We start from the raw sequence: 18,772 nt of genomic DNA on the forward strand, positions 1-18,772 counted from the left end.
TTTCATTTTATTTTCATTATTTTAGCAATACCAAATTCAGAAAAAATGATCATCAAAAAAACTAAAAATGCATATTGATCAGTTTCCCGATGAAAGGAAATTGATGCGGTCATCGTGCGTCTATTTTATTAAAAAATTAGAAACCAGAATAAAAGAATCTCAAAATAATGAGGTGGGCGATGAGGAAATGGTTAAAAAAGAAATGCACGAGTGCTTCATATCAAATACCTGAAATCTGCCCAATTTGGAATTGAAAGAATCTATTAGGATTCCCAATGTGAAGAAATACTTTAATAACAACCCTTTCGAAGTTTCTGCTCCTGAAAGGGTTTCTTATAAAAATCTTACATTTGCAGACCTATTTTAGAGAATTTAACGTCAAAAATTCAAAATTAAAAAATGATACAATTTCTAAATAACATTCATCACAAAGATTCCACCAATTTCTTCCTCATTGCCGGCCCTTGCGCCATCGAGGAGGAGACTATGGCGCTGCAAATCGCGGAACACATCGTAAAACTTTCGGACAAATATAATATTCCCTACATTTTTAAAGGGTCTTTCCGGAAAGCCAACCGCAGCCGCGTAGATTCTTTCACCGGAATTGGCGATGAAAAAGCACTGAAAATCCTGCGCAAAGTAGGAGAGACCTTCGATATCCCAACAACCACCGATATTCACGAGAACGCTCACGCAGCGCTGGCGGCAGAATATGTAGACGTCTTGCAAATCCCCGCGTTTCTCGTGAGGCAAACCGACCTTCTCATTGCGGCCGCCGAAACAGGAAAGGCGGTGACGCTCAAAAAAGGCCAATTCCTCTCTCCTGAAGCAATGAAATTTGCCGTTCAGAAAGTCAAAGATTCTGGGAACGAGAAGACGGCTATCATCGAACGCGGGAACACTTTTGGTTATACAGATTTGGTGGTCGATTTCCGAGGAATCCCGACGATGCGGCAATACGCGCCCGTTATTTTGGATGTCACCCATTCCCTGCAGCAGCCCAATCAAAACTCAGGCGTCACGGGTGGCCGGCCGGAACTGATAGAAACTATTGCCAAAGCCGGAATTGCCGTGGGCGCCGATGGTTTGTTCATAGAAACGCATCCCGATCCGGCGTGTGCAAAATCCGACGGTGCCAATATGCTGAAACTGGATCTGCTGGACGCTTTGCTTGGGAAACTGACGAGAATACGAGAAGCAATCTTATAAAATATAAAGTCCGGAAATTCCGGATATTTTTGTGGTTGATACCCGTAAAAATCAAAATTGTAAATTCAATGTTTTCCCTTGGAAAAAGAAGTTTGGCGCAATCCTTCAGTTTTTTGTACAACAAATGCAAATATTCTTCCGTTCTTTAGATTAATTGTTATTTTTGCCTTTATTAAGATTCATTTTCAAAAAATATCCATCGAAAAAAATTACAACTTTGAAAAACTATATTCTCCTCATTCTTTTTTTATTGCCCGTGCTGGGTTTTTCTCAAATCAATCTAAAAGTTCTGGACGAAGATGGCAAAGCAGTTTCCGATGCCCAAGTTGCTTACAACAACCAAACATACCAAACCGACAAAAACGGCTATGTCAAAATCCCCATTGCTGATTCGGAGCAAACCTTGACGGTCTCCAAAGGAAACTTCAAAGGGTTTTCAAAGGTCATTAAAACGACGCCGAAAACGCAGAATGTGAATGTGCTTTTTCTGCCCTCTGGCAAGGAGAACGAGATTCAAGAAGTTGTTTTTCAGAAAAGGGCGAGATTCAAGACCAACGATATCACTTCCGTAGAAATCTCTGCCAAGGAAGCCAAAGAAGTGGCCTCATTAGCAGGCGGCGTAGAAGGTCTTTTGAAAAGCTTGCCGTCTGTAAACTCCAATGCAGAGCTGAGTTCGCAATATATGGTGAGAGGCGGTAGCTACGACGAGAATCTGATTTACATCAATGATATCGAGCTTTATAGACCGTTTTTGATCAGAAATTCTTTGCAGGAAGGGATGAGCATCATCAATCCAGATATGGTTTCGACGATCAACTTTTCTGCCGGTGGTTTCGAGCCGCGATATGGCGACAAAATGTCGTCTGCACTCAATATCTACTACCGCCAGCCTGAAAATATGGAGCTTTCCGGCGAGGCCAGTTTAATCGGCGGAAGATTGACGGGTGGATTTGCCTCCAAAAACAAAAAATTTACAGGATTAATTTCGGGGCGATATCGCAATACCAATCTGGTTCTCAATACTTTGAACGAAGATACCGATTTTAACCCACGCTATGGCGATGTGCAGACTTATCTCAATTATCAGTTCAACGACAAATGGTCCGTTTCATTCCTGGGATATTATGCCAAAAATGATTACGAGATGGTTCCCAAAGAAAAGGAAGTGGACTTTGGAAGTCTTTTCCAACCGCTGAAACTCACGGTTTTCTACAATGGGCAGGAAGATGACCAATACAAGAATATGATGGGAACGGTGAGCGTCAACTTCAAGCCGAGCAAAAAATGGCATTTGTCACTCGATAATTTCGCCTATCAAAACAGAGAACGAGAATATTACACCCTTGCGGCGGGTTATATTTTGGAAGCCTTTGATGAGGAAGGAAATCCTGTTGCGGGCTACGATGCGGGCGGACAGATAGACCACGCGAGAAACGATTTACTGGTGAGGGTCGCCGGTTCGCAGTTCCGGACCCGATTTTCTCCCGATGTCAATACAGACTTCGAAGTCGGCGTGAAATACGAAAGAGAAAGCATCAAAGATTTTACCAATGAATGGCAGTTTATCGATTCCATCGGCTACAGCAATCCGAGAGATTTTGTGATCCCGGGAAATCTGGACGCTTCTGCCCTCAACCTTAACTATTCTATCGCCGGACAAAACGACATCGATCCCACTCGCATATCTGCTTATGCGCAGTTTTCCAAAAAGTTCTATTGGGGAAGCAACAGGGTTTTCATCAATGGTGGTGCCAGAATTCAGAACTGGAGCTTCAACGAGGAAACCTTGGTAAGCCCGAGAGCGCAGTTTGCCATCAAGCCGGATTGGGATATGGATATGCTTTTCAGATTGGCCGGAGGGGTTTACTATCAAGCGCCTTTTTATAAAGAAATCAAAGATTTGACGGGCGCTTTCAACCCGGATATTAAAGCGCAAAGGTCTTATCAGGTCATTCTTGCCAACGATTATGAATTCAAATTCAAAGAACGGAATTTCAAACTGACCACCGAGGCTTATTACAAAAAGATGGATAAGCTGATCCCGTATTATCTGGATAATATGCGGGTAAGATATTCCGGCAAAAATAACGCAGAGGGCTACGCCTATGGTATCGATGCCCGCTTGTTTGGCCAGTTTGTTCCGGGAATCGATTCGTGGGTTTCTGCCAGTTATGCGAGAGTCTATCAGAATATTGATGGGATGGGCTACATCCCGAGACCAACGGATCAGCGCTTCCGTTTTTCTATGTTCTATCAGGATTATATGCCCAAATTTCCAAGTATGAGGGTCAATTTGACCTTGACGTTTGCCAGCGGATTGCCGTCGGGAACGCCGGTTTTGTTTGATGCCAACGGATTGCCGGATTATTTGGCGGCTTATCGTTATCAGAAAACTTTGCCTTCTTACAAAAGGGTGGATATCGGTATGACAAAGGTTTTCATCGATCAAAAAGACAACAAGGCGAGTGGCGATTTCTGGGGCAAATTTAAGGAACTGAGCTTAGGAGTTCAGATTTTCAACGCCTTTAACATCAATAATACGATTGCGAACCAATGGATCAGCGATGTCAATTCTTCGCCGCAATTGTATTATCCGGTTCCGGTGAGGTTGACGGGAAGATTCTTCAATGTTAAGATAGAATTCAAACTTTAGCAAGCCGGATTTTTCAAAAATAAAAGAATAAAACTTCCTTTTTTGGGAGTTTTTTTGCTGTGTGGATGTGCGAAGAAAAGAAAGATTGGTTAAAAATAGGAACGGATAAACCGCAGTTTGTGCGTGTGTTTATTCTGATCTTTGTTGAAAATGCCCGTGGAATCCAGACTGTCGATGCGCACTTTTCCGTGTGCGTGGATGATTTTTTGATCGGCCAGGATGAATCCGACGTGAATAATCCGTCCTTCCGAGTTTTCAAAAAACGCCAAGTCGCCCGGTTTGGCTTCGTCGATGAAAGTCAGCACGTTGCCCAGTTCTGCTTGCTGATAGGTGTCTCTTGGGATTTTGATGCCGTGAATTTTGTAGATAATTTGAGTAAATCCGCTGCAGTCGATTCCGAAAAAACTTTTGCCGCCCCAGAGGTAAGGCACGTTCAAAAACTCTTTTGCGCAGTTGGCTATGCTTTCGCTGAGGTTTTGCCCGCGCGTGGGAGAGCTGGTTTCAAAGGTCACTTCCGATCCCATTGATAGGAGCGTCCGCCCGCTTTCCGTCATCGTCGATTCGAAAGGTTCTTGGATCAGATTGATCTTTCGGGAGGCCAAATAGTCATCGGAAGCCGGCGTGATTTGTTTGGTATCCATCCACGCTTCATAGTTGTCGTAGTGCGTTCGGATTCTTGTCCAGTTATTCGAAACATCGATGATGTCGGCAGATTCGCCATAGAGAAGCTGGGTGACGATTTCGCTTTTGTCGGAGCAGTCTGCCCGCAGCGGTGCGATGGAAACGTTGCAAATGCCTTTGTTCATTTTTAATAGTTTAAAATAGGTGCTAATGGGTTTCGGCTTTGATACTCTTTAGAGGTCAACACCATATTGGTTACCTGAATTAGTTTTTGAAAACTTTTTGTTGGCTTTCAACCTGTTTTTCGTTTTTTTAGTCTAAAGTTAAGCTTTGCACAATGCTCATATTGTGGATTTCTTAATTTTCAAATTTATGCTTTTTTGGTTAATGCGTTGGAAAAAAATGTGGCATTGTGGGGCTGGAGCTTTACTTTATCCGTCATTTTGGTAAGTTTTTTGGCCATTTTAGTCCTGCAATATCTTTTCTACAGCTTGCTCTCAGTGGCGAACCAAAAAAATACCGAACCAACACAAATATACACAAAACTGTAAGTTAGACAACGTCGTTTCGGCTTTTCCCGTTGAGGTCAACGGTGGTTGACCGCTTGGGCTAATATGATCCGTAAACACTGATTCCTCCTCCAAAATATTGATGCTTTAAATGTTCATATACTAAGTTCGTTTTTAAGTCAATGTCATCAGTATGATAAGTCGGGTATGGCAATGTTTCAAATAAGGTCTTACTTACTGTATTGAAAACTGCTGCTGCTGTTACTGATTTATCTGCCCATTGGTCAACTCTTAATTTTTCTTTTTTCAATTCTTCAAGTAGCTCAATAGAAATTTTCTTTATTTCGTTCTTTTCCTTTTCTTCAAGTTTTTTGCCTTGTCTAAGTATATCGAAAATTGCTTTTTGCTCGTCCGTCAGACCTTCTCGTTTGGTGTCGGCTTCTTCTTTAGAATAGGCGTTTACAAGTTCAATCAGTTTTCTGAAAGTCTCCTTGATTACAACATCGTCTTTTCCTCTGTTATATTCTTCGATAATCTCTTGATAGCGTTTATAATAATCGACAGTCAAAGGATTTCGTTCAACCATTTGTTTTAATTGTTTTTCAATCTTGTCTTTGAGTGAGTGAACAACGGTGTTTTTATTATTTGTTTTCAAAAAGTACTGCTCCAATAATTCAAAATTCAACCCGCTCAGGTCAATGATTTTCTCCTCATTGTGGCTTGGTTCGGCCACCATATTTTCTATAGATTCATCCACAACGGCTTGGATTTTTTTCATTATATCCGCAACATCTGCACTTTCTACGTTATCCTCAATTGCAGTGTAAATGACATCAATGGCGTTCTTTCTCGGTGCATATTGATTTAATACTTTGTCGGGTTGAAGGGCTTTATATTTCTTAAAAACCTCTCTTGCCAAAAGCTGAAATTTTTGTTTGGTTTCGTCATTTGTGTAAACAGCATTTACGGCTTTTTCCATTGCAGCCAATTTGTGCAAACCGTCTGCCTTGATGAGTTCCTGTAAATCGAAATTTACTTCGTCTTGCAAAAAGGTTTCGGTGGCTTCTAAAGCTTCTTCCAATTGCCTGATAAGTTCTTCCTTTGGCTTTACGGGTGGTTCGGGTGTTTCGCCACCACCGTTACTACCTTCATCACCACCAGAACCATACATTGCCAAAGCATCCAGTAAGGCAGTATAAGTTTCAATATAATCCACAATCAAACCGTTGTTTTTGCCTTCGCTGATTCGGTTGGCTCTTGCAATGGCTTGCATCAATGTATGGGATTTCAACGGCTTGTCTAAATACAATGTAGAAAGGGTAGGCACATCAAAACCTGTAATCCACATGGCACAAACAATTACAAAACGGAAAGGGTCATCTTCATCTTTAAACCTTGTTTCAAGGTCTTGCGTATTCATTTTTTCACGGTGTGGTTCAATGTCTAAATCCCATTTCTGAAACTTTTGAATTTCGTTTTGCTCTGAACTAACAACAACACAGATTTCCGTTTCCTTTATCCATTGCAATTCTCGGCTTTTCTCCAAAAGTTCCTGGTCGCCATATTTTCCTTTCGAAATTTCTTTTTCCAATTGCTCAACGGTCAGTTTCCAATGGTGCGTGATTAAATCATACATTCTCACGGCAGTGAGTTTATCCAATGCGATAAACATTCCTTTGCCTTTGTAGCCACGGTTGCAGAAATGCCATACTACGTCTTTGGCAATGGCATCTAATCGTTTCTTAGCGGTAAGTATTGGATATTCTCGTGCAAAAAGTTGTTTAACCCTGCTACGTTGGTCACTGTCCAAATCTTCGCTTTCGGCATCTATTACGGCTCGTATTTGCTCATTGATGACAGGGTTTTTTAATCCTAAATACTCGCCTCTGTTTTCGTAGTAAAGTGGAACGGTTGCACCATCATCCACACTTCGTTTGAAATCGTAACGGGATACGTAATCACCAAAAATCCGCTTGGTAATTTCATCATCTTTGAAAAGTGGTGTTCCTGTAAACCCGATAAAGGAAGCGTTTGGCAAAGCATTTCGCAAGTTCATTGCTAAGTTTCCGCCTTGTGTTCGGTGTGCTTCATCAGAAATAACAATGATATTATCCCGCTTGGTTATTTCTTCTTCAAAGTTGAATTTATGAATGAGTGTAAACAAATAGCGGTGCTCGCCACCGAGTAATTCTCTCAAATGCTTTCCGCTGCTGGCTTTCAATGAATCTTTAGTGCCTGCTTTTATTTGTGGCACTGCACCCACTCCGCTGAAAGTTCCGTAAATCTGGTTGTCTAATTCGTTTCGGTCGGTAACAATTAAGAAGGTATAACTGCCTGTAAACTTATGGTGGATTTTTTGGCAGAAGAAAACCATTGAGTAAGATTTTCCGCTACCCTGCGTATGCCAAAACACCCCGAGTTTTTGTTTTTCTTCCAAACTGATTTTACCCAATTTGTAGAGTTCTTCTTTGTGCTGTATGTTTTCAATTGCTTTGTTTACGCCAATAAACTGATGGTTTCGGGCAATAAGTTTTGCCACTTTGCCCAATGAATTATCAAACAGAATAAAGTTCTCGAATAAATCTAAAAAGCGTTTCTTCTCGCAAACGCCTACAATTATTCTATCTAGTGCCACAATGCCTTCGTCTTCCTCTGTTATGCGTTTCCATTCGTGAAAGTGCTGGTATTTGCCGGTAACGCTTCCAATGCGGCTTTCTATTCCGTTGCTCAATATTACAAAAGCGTTGTAATAAAATAGTTTTGGAATGACATCTTTATAGTCGGTTAAATTATCGTTGTACGCGTTTTCTAATTGGCGGTGAGCTGCTTTTAGTTCTATGAACAGCAGCGGAATCCCATTTACAAAACCTATAATATCTGGTCTGCGTTCTCGGTTGCTTTTGCCCTGAACCCACAGTTGGCGAACGGCTAAAAAGTTGTTGTTGTCGGCATTGTCAAAATCAAAAATCCTTAGCGTTTTATGTTTCGGCAATCCCTTGAGGTTGCCCTCTGTATCTATAAAATCAACAGGAATGCCGTTTCTTAATAATTGATGTTTCTCATAATTAATTTCAGCTAACGACTTGGTGATGCTTTCCTCAGTGAGTTTTTCGTATGCCTGATTGTAGGCTTGCTCTGGCAAGTTGGGATTAAACTGTTTCAATTTTTCAAAGAAAATTCGTTTCAGCACAACTTCTTTTTTGTTTAATCTGCCCAAAGTGCTGCCTTCGCCAAAGCTTTCTTTGTTGTAAGCCAATAGCGTATCCCAACCCAACTGATTGAAAAATAAATCAATCGCAGTTTGTTCTATTAAATGATCTTCTGAGTATTCCCAAGTCATGTTATCCAAATAAAGAAGGTGATATCACATCATTTCGGGTGAACTTTGCTGGTTTTCCTGCTATTGCTTTTACATTTGGGTTCTTCTTTAAAAAACTTGTTAGTTTTCTGCTATCCCAATCTAATTTCAATACCAGTAAAATTTCCTTAGTTGTGTATGTGCCTTTGTTTAATAATTCAAGTATGTCTTTTTCAATATTTTGTTTACCAGCTTCATAAGTTGCTGATGGTTCGCTCACTTCATTTTTAGTCGCGGCTTCAAATAACTCCTTTGAGGGTATCACCTTTGAATCTACAATTTCTCCATCCATGTTTACAGACAATGCACCTAATTCAACCAATTTTAAATTAGCATTCTTTTCCTTTGATTCAGGATATCTGACATAAATTTTACGTTGTCGTTTCAATCCATCCATAGCACCTTCCCAAGTACCGCCCTTACTGTCTGATTCTGCAACGTATATTTCCTTTGCCAATCCGTATATATAAGCATTTCTTGCCATTGCCAAGCTAACATCCCATCCTGCTTTTGGAAAAAATGTACTTAATACTAAAACATTCCCATTTACAATGGGTTCGTAATATTTTTTAAAGCCAGACTGGAACGTTAGAATTCCTTGTGGTAAAACAATAATGCTTTTCCCATTGGCTTCAATAGTGCTGTCCAATGCTTGTTTGTCAACTCCTTTGGCAAACCCGCTTACAACAACTTTAAATTCTTTCACACTTTTTTTAGCAACATAGTCTGTAAATTCAAGTGCCTTTGCACCAGCTTTTCTTGAGCCTACAATGGCCACTGCATCTTCCTGAAGCAAACTTTTTCTGCCTTTGATATACAAAACAGGCGGTGAACTTTTGATTTTCAAATTTTCCTTCAACACAACTGGATAATCAGGCGAATTAATAGGGATGATTTGGAAGCCCTCGTTTTGCAACTGTTCAGCTATAAATGCAAGGCGGGGCATATCATTCTTGGCATATTCCAAGTCCGTCAATTCCTTTTCAGTAAAGGCAAATAATTCCTTCCAACCCTTTTTATCCAGTTCAAAAAAATCAGCCCACGATATTTTATTTTCGTGGATTATCTGAATAATAAAGCGGTTTGTTCTTTCTGCATTCCACTTGGGTAGATGAGCTACCGCAATCCAATATGTTTTGTCAATGTATTCGTTCATTTCAATTTTTTTAAATATCACCACCTACGGTTCTTGCAATTACTAAAGGAGCGATCTGTATTGCTCCTATGTTTGTTAAATATTGGCCTATTTCCTTGATAGTATAACCACTATCGAAAATATCATCTACTAATAAAATACTTTTCCCAACAATTTCCTCAGGATTTTGATATATAAATTTTCCATGCACATTGTCTTTTTTTGATATGCCACTTTGAAAAACCTTTTGAGGCTCTGTTGCAGAAGATTTAACTAATTTATGAGAAATCGGAATATTTAGAACCGAAGATACTTTCTCTGCAAAGTTTTTCACTAAATCTCCTGATTCGGTTGGTGGAACATATACAATCAAATCAATCTTTGGGTCTCCATAGTATTTTCTATAAGCTTTTAATGTTAAGCGTAAAAGCCAATCGGGAAAATCTCCACCACCTTCGTATTTGGAATGTCGCAATGCAGCACCTACATTAGAAACACCGTAATAGGAAGCTGCCACACCATTAATGATATTGCTACGCTGGGTTTCTACTTCTAAAACAGGAAAAAATGTTTCCCTGAATTCTTGTAATTTCTGTTTCATAGCATCTGATACTACTACACGCATATGCTGACATGCATCAATATCACAAACACCACAAGTACTTTGCCTTTCATCACCCAAATAATTGCATAAATACTGCATCCGACAGGAAGTAATACCTGTGTATTCGAGCATCCTGTCCAACTCCTGATTCTGCGCATTTCTCAATGTTTCAAATGCCGAAGGGTCTAACGCTGGCGCATCTGGGTTGAAGAAATACTTTTTACTTTTATCAACAATTTGCTCATTGATGATTTTTTGGTCAATTAAATCCGCCAGAATTACGCTTACCTGTGTTTGTTTTAAATTTGTAGCTTTGATGATTTCATTTCTGCCTAACAAAGATTTTTTAGTCACTGCAATTACCTTTTCGTATTTTGATACCGAAGGCTTGCTTCCATCTATAAAACTTCTCGGTAATTCTTGGTCCGCGTTTGGATTGTACAACAAGATGGCAAAGGCTTCCTGACCATCTCTGCCCGAACGACCAATTTCCTGATAATAGTGAATAGGCGACTGTGGAATTTGGGTATGAATGATAAATCTAATATCGGGTTTATCAATGCCCATGCCCAGTGCATTGGTGGAAACCACGCAATCGTATTTGTTGTTGATAAAATCAGATTCTACCCGCATTCGGCTTTCTGCATCTAAACGACCGCTGTATGCCGCAGAATTGAATTTCAAAAACTGAAGCCAGTTTGAAAAAATATCGGTGTTGGCCTGAGTTCCTGTGTACACAATGCCCGTCTTTTTCAATTTAGGCAAATACTCCGCAAGCCAAAAGAATTTCTCATCTTCACTTTGCACTGTTACTACAAACAAGCGTATGTTTGATCGCAACAATTGTCCCCTAATTGGAATTAAATCAGTTCCAACCTGTTCAATTATATCTTCCTGAACCCTTGGCGTAGCCGTTGCTGTAGTTGCCAATACCGGAAAATTCTTTGGCAATAACCTTACAAGGTTTACAATTCTTCGGTAATTGGGTCGAAAACTTTGCCCCCACATTGATATACAATGGGCTTCGTCAATTACCACCATTGCAATTTTCATTTCCCGTGCAGCAGTTATCCAAGTTGCATTCTCCATACGTTCAGGAGCGATGTAAAGAATATCCAGTTCGTTATTTTGTGCCTTAGCAATGATGGTGGCATTTTCTAAATCTTCCTGACTGGAATTGATAGCAGAAGCACGAATGCCTTTCTCTTGCATGCTTCGCACCTGGTCACGCATTAAAGCAATAAGGGGAGAAAAAACAATCGTAACACCTTGCAATTGGGTGGCAGGAAACTGAAAGCACAATGATTTTCCAAAACCAGTTTTTTCAATAAACAACACACGCCTGCCTGCAAGTAAGTTTTCAATCACTTGCCATTGCAAATCGTGAAACTGCTTGAACCCAAACAGCTTTTGTAATTGTATTTCGGCTTCTTGACGTGTCATAACTATTCGTCTATTGATTCAACATCGCCAACTAAATGAACATCTCCATTTAACACCGATTCCATTACCTCATTGTTACACAATTTGAAGAAAATTCTTGCTGCCTGTTTACTACTTATATAAAATTTGTCTCCTTTTTTATTGAATTTTAAATACTTGCTCAGCTTTGACCTTGATTCAATTTGTGATTTAACATCATTGAAAGGAGTTGTCCACAATAAACCATTAAAATCAATTGACTTCAATTTTTTAGCAAAGCCAAAATCATCCTTTAAAAACTCTGTTAACTTATCAAAACCTTCAACTATTTGAACCTCGTTATCTTTTATTGATTGAATTACTTCTTCAGATTGACGATTGACCCTTTCATCAAATTTTATTTTTCGCTCCAAAGTCGAAAGACTCATTGCGATTAAATATTCATTAATGATTGCATAATCAAATTTTTCGTTAATGATAATAGATTCATTTGAAGGCGAAACTAATTCATTGTCAACCCTTATCAATGTTAATAAGGTAGGCTTAATATGAATATCGAAATTGTGTCTGTATTTATATAGTGAGATTGAATCTTTGCCGTAAGTCAAATTGATTAAATACCCTTTAATATTGGCATAAGGATGATTTTTAAAAATAAATTTTCCTTGTTTGTGCATAAACAGAAAAGCCAAATCATCAGGATAATCTTTATCGTAATAATAGTGTGTAGCAGTAGTATCAAACTCCTCTACATTAGAAATATCAAGTAATTGGAAACTACGATTTTCGTTGAACTTCAAAACTACGCTATCGGTGTAAATGCCCGATATTTTCTGGTCAACTGTGGCGTTATTCGTTGGAGCTTCAAGCAAAAAATCATCTTTACCATCGTTATAATGGAAATAAAGCTTTGCAGCCACTTTGTCTTTGTCCTTTAAAAAGGCGACTTTTTGAAGTAATTCGTTTTTATCCATTGCCTGTCTTTTTTGCATAGTAAGCATTATCGCCCATTTCCTTTAAGTACAATGAATCATTTACTTGAAGTGTGTAGAATGAAATAACATTTACGGTTTTATTTTCTTTAAATTCTTTATGTTCGATTTCAATTTGATAGATTTTGAGTTTTAGAATTGCCAATACAGGGTTTTTATAATAAATAGTACTCCGCGTTGTAATTACGCCTATGATTAGTAGCATGAAAAGACTGGCAAATATTTCATTTGTGGTATTGAAATTTACAGTTAAAAAAGGTAGAACAACAGCAGAAAGAACTCCAATAAGCTCATGATTTATATTTTGTGGTGCTGATGTTATTTTTGCGCCATGTATTTCAAAGTTCTTTCGTGAACGATATTTTAAAATACAAATGAGCAATACGCTAATTATAAAAAGGATGAGTGAAACAATAAAAGCATATTGACCACAGGTGATTTTATCAAACTGTCCTTGATTTATTAAAGTAAAAACAGCCTTGTCGAAGTACTTTATAAATAAGTACCCGAACAAAGGAATTAACGATATGAAATACAGTAGCCAAGCCATAGTTTAAACTCCTATTTGTTGGTTCATTAATTTAGGTAATAAAATATCCCGTGCCTCTCTGAGTTTGGTGTTTTGTTTCAAAAGGTTCTGAATTAGGTTGAAATCATTTTCAACATCTTTCTTATAATCATTGATAACCTTTTTAGGCGGCAACAATACAGGCATAGCTTTAACAACTTTTGAATTTATCGCTGTTCCAATTGAAGATGTGCTACCCAATGAATCATAAGGGAAGTTCTTTAGGTAGAAATATATGTATTCAGAACACATTTGATTTTCATCTTCAATTTTGAAATGAGCAATCGCTTCATTGGTTGTCATATCCTCAGTTGTAATTGCAACTTTTCCAACTGTAAGTTTGAAACTCAACAAAACTGTATGTGCTTTTGCAACATTCATATTGAATTTGCTCACTGCCATTTCAGTCACGGTTTCACTTGTTTCAAAGGCAAAGACCGTTGAATTGTTAATGTCTTTTATCGAAACCCATTTAACTTTTGAATCATCATCATTGAACCATTCCGACTGTTCTCTTGGTGGTGTTTTGCCAATGTTAATTTTGAAAATCTCATCTGCCCGTTTAACAGACCAACCTTCTGGAATTTTATTGATTTCATTTGAAGGCTTGAAAAAATCAAATTCTGATTTATACCTCAAAAACGCCTTCTCCTCCAGCAACTTTATCCGCTTCAAATTATTCTCTATCAAATCATCATAAGCTGATAAAATGGATGCGATTTTGCGTTGGGTGGGGAGTGGGGGAAGATTAATTTCAACCCCTTCAACATCACCAGGGCTAATGTTTGCCTGATTCGCTGCTCCTTGTGCCTTATTTGCAATTTTGGTTAATGTTTCTTTTTGTAAAAGAAAGTAGAACAAATAGTCCTTATGACATCTTTCATTATCAATGTTGATGAACTTTCCTGCTCGCTGATTTAGATATGAATTTATTTCGTGTCTATATCTTGCAACTCGTCCAACAACAGATGACGGTAGAGTAATATGCGAGCCTGTGAGTGAAATTAAAATATCACCTTTGCTTAAATGAAATCTTAAAGGAAGTTCAATAGCTGAATCAACGCAATCACCTTCATCCAATACAATATTTTCATCCTTTATACTTTTTATTTTGACAATAGGAGTCCCAATAGGCTGAAAATCTTTCGACTTAAAAGCAAAACCTGAAATCACTTTTGAAACCTTTCCTATTTCAACTTTCTCCCACTTCATATCGCCAACTCTTTAAAGTTTTCAGAAATGGTTTTTGCCAATGCAATGGCTTCTTCGTTCAGTCCGTCCAACTCAATATGTATTTCGTTCAGGCGTTCTTCGTAGTCAAAGTCATCATCAGTAGCGGTGTCCACGCCTACATATCTGCCCGGGCTTAGGCTCCAATCTTTGGCTTCTATTTCCTTTTGGGTTACAACTTTGCACAAACCTTCCACATCGGTATAAACGCCATCGGGGAAACGGCTTGTAAGCCAATGGGCCTGTTTGTAGAAATATTCGGTTTCGTGCAGCAAACCGGGTTCTTCTTCATCGGGGTTGCCGCTGAGTTTCTGTTGCAGGGCTTTTAGTTGGTCGAGTTGTTCTTTCAGGTTAAGCTCTTTCCAGTCTTTATTTTTGCTCAGTTGGTATTCTTTGGCAGCTGTGCTTATGGCATCCAGCAACTGTTTAATCAGTTTGTCTTGTGGTTTGCGTAGCGTTTTGCACAAGTGGGCAATGCTTTCTAAAATATTGATGTCGGCCTTTGCTTTCTTCGCTTCTGCTATCAACTTGTTTTGTTGTTCGTAAATGCTTGCGGTTTCTTCAATGTTCAAAGCATCTACAAACGCCTTTGCTTCTTTATTTTCTTTGGCGTATTTGGTAGCAAAGTCGCTAACGGTTTTCAATACTTTCTGCAATTGCTTTTGCAGTTCGGTGGTGGCTTCGGCTGTTGCTGCGGCTAAGTCGGCAGAAGTTTGTAAATAGCCTTTTACGGTGCTTTCAAACTTTTCGGTGTTGCCTCTGTACAGGTTTACAATGCAAACAAGGTTTTGCAATTGCTCGGGGCTAAAGTCGTTTACCTTACTGGTTACTTTGCGGTAAATTTTTCGGGCATCGAGCATCAGCACTTTGTCTTTTCTTTCAATATCTTGTTCTTTTGCTCTGTCGAAAAACCACAGCGTACAAGGCAATGTACGGGTATAGAAAAAGTTGTTGCCAATAGCCATCATCACATCTACTGCACCGGTTTTTACCAGCTTTTCCCGAATGTCTTTTTCACTATGCCCGGCATCGCTGGCAGACGAAGCCATTACAAAACCGGCCCTTCCTGTTGGTTTTAGATAGTTATAGAAATATTGAATCCACAAATAATTGGCGTTATCGTTTTTCGGCAAGTTTACTTTGCCGTCTATCATCAAACGAGGGTCTTTTTTTACTGCATCTTTGGATTTGTCCACGCCATCGACATTAAACGGTGGGTTTGCCATTACAAAGTCAGCTCCTCCCACGAGGTTGTGTTTGTCTTCGTAAAAAGTGTTTCCTTCCTGGATGTTGCCTTCCAATCCGTGTACGGTAAGGTTCATCTTTGCCAGTTTGGTATTGAGTTCGGCTTTTTCCTGTCCGTAAAAGGTAACCTTTTCGGCAGGTTTCAGTCCTTCGCTTTCTATAAAATAACCCGTTTGCACAAACATACCCGCACTACCGCAGGCAGGGTCAAACACAATGCCGTGGTCGGGTTCAATGACGTTTACAATGGTTTGCACCAAACTCATAGGCGTAAAAAACTCTCCGCCTTCTTGAGCACCTGTCATCGCAAATTTGTTGAGGAAGTATTCATAAATCTTCCCGAACAAATCGCCTTCGGCTTTTTGCAATACTTCTTTATTGAAAATGCGGAGCAGTTCACGCAACAAGTCTTTGCTGAAAATGGAGAAATTTTTTGGCAATACGCCTTTGAGGTTGTCGTATTCGTCCTCAATCAGTTTCATTGCGTTGTCAATGGCTTCGCCTATGTCGGCACTTTCGGGCAGTGAAACCAAATAATCAAACTGAGCCTTGTCGGGCAGAAACATTGAGTTTTGTTCTTCAAAGTCCTTTTTGGTTAAAGGTCGTTTGCCCCTTTGAGGATGCGAAGGCAAGGTTTTTTCAACTTCAATTTTTACTTTCTGAAAACGGTTGTAAGCATGTCTCAAAAAAATCAATCCGAGAACAGGCATCGAATATTCCGATGCTGTCAGTTTGCTATTTGCTCTTAACTGGTCGGCCGCTCTCCATAGCTCAGCTTCTAATTTTCTAAGTTGTTTTCCTTGCATTTAATGGTTTCAGTATCTTGTTAATATGTCAAATTTATCATCTTATCGGTGCGTTGGCAAAAATGGCTCTTTTGATTTGCAAAAGGTTTTGCTTCTGGCGGGCAAAACCAAATGTGCCATTTGCGAGCTGGCTAAAATTGTTTTTAAAAAATATGCGGTGAGGAAAAATAAAATACAGAAGCGTTGGCTTTTGTGTCGGCTGTCTGTTGTTTCATTTGTCCCGTTACTTTATGTTTATTTCTGTCGTTCATTTTTGTTTTGTCGTTCTTTAGGCTTGCCGGTAACGTTCTCGCGCTACAAGCAGTTTGGGATTAAATCAGCGTTATCTTTCGGATTTGCCAAATCTTCCAAATACAAACCAATCTTTCAATTAAGCCAAATGCCCAAATTGCTTGTAGCGTGTGTTAGCTGTAGTTTATTTTATTTTCAGAATTGTTTGGTATAATTCTTTCGGTGCTAAATACGGAAAATCGTTTATAATTTTATTAATTACTTCAGCTTTTAAAGTATCTTCTCTTTGATAAACATGTAGGAATGGAAATTTACTTTTGTATAATGTTTCTAAGTCGTGTCCTTGATAAATATTGAAATCTAAGCATATTGATAATTCAGTTTCGTTATGTGTAAAGTAATTAGTTTTATTTGACAAATCTATTCCAAGTTTAGTTAAAACAAAATCAATGATTATTTGGCAATCATCATTTTTTAATGATTGTAAATCGGCATAAGAACTATAGCCATTTAATCCCATTTCTTGATATGTAATTTTAGCTTCTCGTAGAAAAAACAAGCCCATTAATAAAGGGTCAAGTATATAATTTTCAATATTATATCTTTCGTTTTCTCCTAAAACTATTATCCTGTTTAGTGATATGTTAGTTGTGTCCCAATCAATTATTCCATAGACTTGTTCATTTCCATTATCAAAGAGATTATTTACAACATTTATTACATCAGTACAATTTGAACCAGTACTTGTTCTAGCAGGAATGTAAATAGGTTCTGATTGCATTGTAGCTATTCGATTTAAGATATTTGTTATTAATTCATAATATTTTACATCGTATTTACTTTCCACAAAAACTTGTCTTCTATTATCATTTGAAATTTTTAAAAATGGGATATCTGATGAAAGAGTTTCGATGGCGTCTTGTATTGACGTTTTTATGGGAGTTGAAACTCCTCGTTCCATTTTGTAAACTGCTGACCCATCACAACAAATTATAGTTGTTGGAGAATGTGAAGTAATAATTATAGGTATATTTGATAATTCAACTATTTTTTCTTTTAGAATTTCAACCATTTTTTTTGACATCGATGGATGGAGCGGTGCATCAGGTTCATCAATTAGTAATAAGTCTGGTTTATTAATTTTTCCATTAGAGTTATATATTGCTAAAGCTAATGACATTAAAACTTTTTCTCCTGTTGATAAATCTTGAGGTGAAATATTATAAGTACCATCAATACTAATTAATTTAAAAGTATATGAAGCATCCATTCTTGTACCTAAAGGAGAATTAACTCTATACGGAACATTAATACTTTCTAAAATACTATTTACAAATTCCCAAGGTGGTATTCCGTATTTTTGATTGAACTCTTCTTCAGAATAAATATGAGAAATGTCGGTATGACCTTGGTCTTTATAATACTTATTTATTTTGTTTTCTTCTAAAAGTTTATGATAATTTTTGAAAATTAATGCGAATTGCCCCGTAAAAAAATCATCTTGAGACATCATTGACGTATCGAAAATGTCAATTAAATAATTTTCGTCAACTTCATCAAAAGGAATATCAATTTTATCTACGAATTTTGTAGCTATACGCATTTCATTCGGGTTGTAAAAAGTTTGTAAAAATGTACCTTTATTTTTATTATTTTGGTAATTAGAATTATTTAATGCGTTCTTAAACTTTTGATAAAAGTCTTTTACGAAAGTTGTAATTGTTACAGGGTCACAATTTTCTTCAATTTTAGGATTTAAACCATTGAATTGAATATATAATATATTTTTGACAAGTACGCCGTCCTTATGTACGGTATTTTGGCTTTGATTAAATATAGCTTCTAATAAGTGAGATTTTCCACTACCATTTAAACCTGTCAATACTGAAAAACAAGGTAATTCAAAAGTACAAGGAGCAATTGATTTATATTCTTTTTTAATGTCGATCTTTAACATAAATGTCTATTCTGAGGTTAAATTACCGCTAACGTTTCGGGGCTTGGCGATGGCGGGCAAATCGAAGCCGAAACTTTCAACTAAAATACAAATTTCTACCGAAGCACAAAACGTGAACTTTTGACGTTCCGCCCGCTATTGCCAAACCCTTGTTGAACTAAACCTCCGGTAGCTTTTCCCATTCGCCGTTTTAGTAACTTTGTTTTTATTAACCTTTTAAAAACTCATCAAA

12 protein-coding genes are annotated in these 18,772 nt (G+C 38.1%); 3 read left to right on the forward strand and 9 right to left on the reverse strand.

Features of this window, described 5'->3' with window-relative positions:
* Window positions 1-67 precede the first annotated feature (67 nt).
* The 3 genes from DTW91_RS12660 (at window position 68) to DTW91_RS03345 (ending at window position 3,862) form a co-directional block, all read left to right on the forward strand.
* A complete protein-coding gene (locus DTW91_RS12660) occupies window positions 68-232 on the forward strand; it encodes a hypothetical protein (RefSeq protein ID WP_185144730.1) in 165 nt (54 codons plus the stop codon).
* A 167-nt stretch (window positions 233-399) separates the two neighbouring features.
* Window positions 400-1,209, forward strand: a complete 810-nt coding sequence (gene kdsA, locus DTW91_RS03340; protein WP_125202001.1) for a 3-deoxy-8-phosphooctulonate synthase — start codon at window positions 400-402, stop codon at window positions 1,207-1,209.
* Between the two features lie 445 nt (window positions 1,210-1,654).
* Entirely contained in the window at window positions 1,655-3,862 is a 2,208-nt protein-coding gene (locus DTW91_RS03345; RefSeq protein WP_410493719.1) for a TonB-dependent receptor plug domain-containing protein, read from the forward strand.
* Between the two features lie 89 nt (window positions 3,863-3,951).
* Here DTW91_RS03345 and DTW91_RS03350 read toward each other — a convergent pair whose 3' ends face one another.
* The 9 genes from DTW91_RS03350 to DTW91_RS03390 all read right to left on the reverse strand — a co-directional run bounded on the left by DTW91_RS03350 (window position 3,952) and on the right by DTW91_RS03390 (window position 18,540).
* Window positions 3,952-4,668, reverse strand: a complete 717-nt coding sequence (locus DTW91_RS03350) for a C40 family peptidase (protein WP_125202003.1) — start codon at window positions 4,666-4,668, stop codon at window positions 3,952-3,954.
* A 424-nt stretch (window positions 4,669-5,092) separates the two neighbouring features.
* Window positions 5,093-8,332, reverse strand: coding sequence for a type I restriction endonuclease subunit R (locus tag DTW91_RS03355; protein ID WP_125202004.1), 3,240 nt, complete (start codon window positions 8,330-8,332; stop codon window positions 5,093-5,095).
* A 1-nt stretch (window position 8,333) separates the two neighbouring features.
* Window positions 8,334-9,506, reverse strand: a complete 1,173-nt coding sequence (locus tag DTW91_RS03360; protein WP_125202005.1) for a DNA-processing protein DprA — start codon at window positions 9,504-9,506, stop codon at window positions 8,334-8,336.
* 10 nt (window positions 9,507-9,516) lie between these two features.
* Window positions 9,517-11,532, reverse strand: coding sequence for a RecQ family ATP-dependent DNA helicase (locus tag DTW91_RS03365; protein ID WP_125202006.1), 2,016 nt, complete (start codon window positions 11,530-11,532; stop codon window positions 9,517-9,519).
* 2 nt (window positions 11,533-11,534) lie between these two features.
* Window positions 11,535-12,485, reverse strand: a complete 951-nt coding sequence (locus DTW91_RS03370; protein ID WP_185144731.1) for a Kiwa anti-phage protein KwaB-like domain-containing protein — start codon at window positions 12,483-12,485, stop codon at window positions 11,535-11,537.
* The gene (locus DTW91_RS03375) at window positions 12,478-13,053 is read right to left on the reverse strand and encodes a hypothetical protein (RefSeq protein WP_125202008.1); all 576 of its coding nucleotides are present in this window, start codon (window positions 13,051-13,053) and stop codon (window positions 12,478-12,480) included. Before DTW91_RS03375 ends, DTW91_RS03370 begins: the two co-directional genes overlap by 8 nt.
* Before the next feature lie 3 nt (window positions 13,054-13,056).
* The gene (locus DTW91_RS03380; protein WP_125202009.1) at window positions 13,057-14,283 is read right to left on the reverse strand and encodes a restriction endonuclease subunit S; all 1,227 of its coding nucleotides are present in this window, start codon (window positions 14,281-14,283) and stop codon (window positions 13,057-13,059) included.
* The gene (locus tag DTW91_RS03385; RefSeq protein WP_125202010.1) at window positions 14,280-16,352 is read right to left on the reverse strand and encodes a class I SAM-dependent DNA methyltransferase; all 2,073 of its coding nucleotides are present in this window, start codon (window positions 16,350-16,352) and stop codon (window positions 14,280-14,282) included. The genes DTW91_RS03380 and DTW91_RS03385 overlap by 4 nt, the downstream gene beginning before the upstream one ends.
* Window positions 16,353-16,767: 415 nt before the next feature.
* Complete coding sequence (locus tag DTW91_RS03390; RefSeq protein WP_125202011.1) at window positions 16,768-18,540, reverse strand: ATP-binding protein; 1,773 nt, start codon at window positions 18,538-18,540, stop codon at window positions 16,768-16,770.
* Window positions 18,541-18,772 lie beyond the last annotated feature (232 nt).

Origin of the sequence: Chryseobacterium sp. SC28, from assembly GCF_003932955.1 — a bacterium.
Lineage (GTDB): Bacteria > Bacteroidota > Bacteroidia > Flavobacteriales > Weeksellaceae > Epilithonimonas.